This window comes from Thauera aromatica (genome assembly GCF_023093595.1).
GTDB classification, from domain to species: domain Bacteria; phylum Pseudomonadota; class Gammaproteobacteria; order Burkholderiales; family Rhodocyclaceae; genus Thauera; species Thauera aromatica_A.
The window spans coordinates 1-2,150 of sequence record NZ_JALLIK010000041.1; the positions used below are offsets into that span (position 1 = coordinate 1).

The window sequence follows — 2,150 nt, forward strand, 5'->3', positions numbered from 1 at the left end:
ATATCTGTCGCCGACCACGTTCCTGCAGAACTGGATCGCACGACAGGATCAGCAAGAAATGGCAGCATGAAGACGACCGGTTGGAAGACGGAAAACGTAGGGCACCTCATTCTGGGTTGCCGGACTAGTCGGGGCCTTGGCCGCTGGCAGCTATTTCGGCTCAGGTCAGCTGCATACCCTTTCAGAACTCTTCAAGGTTCCGAATGCATCCACTTCGGTGATCGTTCTCAACCTGATGCTATCTGTGTTGTCGGTCGCCGCTCCAGTGTGGTTTGCATGGCTCGCAACTAAGCAGATCGGGCAGCGTTTTCGGCTTGCCGAAGACTACGCATTCAAAGCATCAATCTCGCGTGCCTATGAAGGGTTCCGCCGTGAGGCGGCGCGATTCGACAAGGACATGGAGGCCAAGCTGCTTACGTCCGCTCTGACACGCCTTGACGAACTGCCACTCCGTTTGGTGGAGACAGATAGTCACGGAAGCCCTTGGCATGAATTGGCCTCATCGGATGTGGTAAAGCAGGCTATGAAGGCCGTGCCCGGCTTCGCGGAGCAGGTGAAGGACTTGGCAAGCAAGGCAATTGTTGCTGTCACTCCTGCAAAAGCTCAACCGAAGTCGAAGCCGCAGGTAGATCCTGAACAGGACGAGTAAGCAGCCCAGGGTTACGCTGGGCTTATGCCTTGCGGGTGCTGCCGACCTAACCACAGCACCAGCAATCGGTTAGCGGGCAAGCCCGCCAAACTCCGTGTTTGCTGTTCCTTGCCCGCTGGCATGCGCGCCGCTACAGGCCGCGTGCCATGCTCGCCAGTACCCTAGCGGCGGCAGTGTGGTGATCGTCGCCCCCAGCCGCCCGCAGCGCTCGCGCAGCCGCACAAACGACAAGCCCCCGCAGGTCATGGGCACCGGCAGGGGCTTGAAGGCAGCGTCAGACAGGTAAGAGTGGCCCCATCCCGCTGCTGCACCCGATCGATTAACGAGGGTCGGTGTGCTTGACCTCGGCCCGGCCTTCTTAACCCGGGCACCGCCTACCACTGACGACGATCAGGGCGGTAAGCAGCGTTGCTCGGTTTCATCGCAGCAAGCCCCAGCCAGCAGTCCCAGCGCGTGCGGTGCCGTCGTCGATCCAGTTCAACACGCAATACCGCACCACAGGGCCATCAACGGGGCACATGCGACCGTCCGCAATGGCAGCGCCGAAGTTCTCGCTGATCCACTCGCGCATTTCTTCACCTGCACCGCGCGAGCGCTCCAGCTTGCGCAACCGTGCCAGCATGCCCCGCGTGTCGGCCATGTGGTTACTCCTTCAGTTCGCGCAACGCCTGCCCCAGCTTGACCGCGCGTAGCAGGTTCAAGTCGGACATGGTTTGCCGGTCTGCTTGTGCCTCAATGCGGCGCTGGTGAATGAGCTTCACCTCGTCGGGTGTTGCGGGCGTGCTGACTGGCGCGTTCTCGCGCGGGTCGGTGTGCATGTTGCGCATGTCAGTGATCCTCCAGTGGGCCAATACGTTGAAGCAGACGGGCGGCTTGCCAGCGGACAGATGGTTCGTCGCTGTTAAGAATCGCCTCGTAGCATGTGGTGACGATCAGGCGCTTATCGCCTTCCAGTTCCTGCTTCTCCTGCGCGATCTGCGCAGCGCTGCGAGGTTTCAACCACGCATAAGGGGTCGTGTAGCTCATTGCTTGTCCTCCAAGGCTTGTAGGCGTTTCTCCAGTTCGTCCACTGCGCGGACGGCACTGAGCGCACCGATTGCTTCGATAATCTGTTTGCCCACATCGGGCGCGACCTTGCCGCCAGCGATTGCTTGAAGCACGGCCTCAACCTGCTGGGCGACGGGTGCGGTGGCGTCGAAATCAAACTCCACACGCTCGGTCTGCGCACGCAAGGCAGGAGCGACGCGCGACAGCACCAGCCCGGCAGCTTGCACGTCACCGGCAAGCGCAGCGTCGATGACCACACGGGCAATCTTCGGCGCGTCGTCCATCAGCGCTTGCGTCACGCGGGTGCGCTTGTCCACGATGCCGCGCGGGCGTCCGTTCGGGTTAGCAGGCTGTTGATTTAGCCAGATCCGAGCAACGGCGAGGCTTTCCCGGACGTTATAATACGATCTGCATTACCACTCCAATTGTTCCGATGCGCGGCACCGACCATAAA

The 2,150-nt window shown here is 60.9% G+C and carries 5 protein-coding genes; 1 reads left to right on the forward strand and 4 read right to left on the reverse strand.

Going from position 1 to position 2,150, the window contains the following annotated elements; genetic code table 11:
• Positions 1 to 136 precede the first annotated feature (136 nt).
• Positions 137 to 649, forward strand: coding sequence for a hypothetical protein (locus tag MXC99_RS00460; protein ID WP_247723679.1), 513 nt, complete (start codon positions 137 to 139; stop codon positions 647 to 649).
• A gap of 418 nt (positions 650 to 1,067) precedes the next feature.
• Here the strand turns inward: MXC99_RS00460 and MXC99_RS00465 are convergent, their stop codons facing one another.
• The 4 genes from MXC99_RS00465 to MXC99_RS00480 are packed head-to-tail and all read right to left on the reverse strand — an operon-like array spanning position 1,068 to position 2,013.
• The gene (locus MXC99_RS00465) at positions 1,068 to 1,289 is read right to left on the reverse strand and encodes a hypothetical protein (RefSeq protein WP_247723680.1); all 222 of its coding nucleotides are present in this window, start codon (positions 1,287 to 1,289) and stop codon (positions 1,068 to 1,070) included.
• Between the two features lie 4 nt (positions 1,290 to 1,293).
• Positions 1,294 to 1,476, reverse strand: coding sequence for a hypothetical protein (locus tag MXC99_RS00470; protein WP_247723681.1), 183 nt, complete (start codon positions 1,474 to 1,476; stop codon positions 1,294 to 1,296).
• Position 1,477: 1 nt separating this feature from the next.
• Entirely contained in the window at positions 1,478 to 1,675 is a 198-nt protein-coding gene (locus MXC99_RS00475) for a hypothetical protein (RefSeq protein ID WP_003290953.1), read from the reverse strand.
• On the reverse strand, positions 1,672 to 2,013 hold the full coding sequence (locus MXC99_RS00480; protein WP_247723682.1) for a hypothetical protein: 342 nt from the start codon (positions 2,011 to 2,013) through the stop codon (positions 1,672 to 1,674). The genes MXC99_RS00475 and MXC99_RS00480 overlap by 4 nt, the downstream gene beginning before the upstream one ends.
• Positions 2,014 to 2,150 lie beyond the last annotated feature (137 nt).

Coding starts and splice junctions, on each gene's coding strand:
- MXC99_RS00465 (WP_247723680.1), bottom strand. CDS start 1,289: ATGGCCGACACGCGGGGCATGCTGGCACGGTTGCGCAAGCTGGAGCGC.
- MXC99_RS00470 (WP_247723681.1), bottom strand. CDS start 1,476: ATGCGCAACATGCACACCGACCCGCGCGAGAACGCGCCAGTCAGCACG.
- MXC99_RS00475 (WP_003290953.1), bottom strand. CDS start 1,675: ATGAGCTACACGACCCCTTATGCGTGGTTGAAACCTCGCAGCGCTGCG.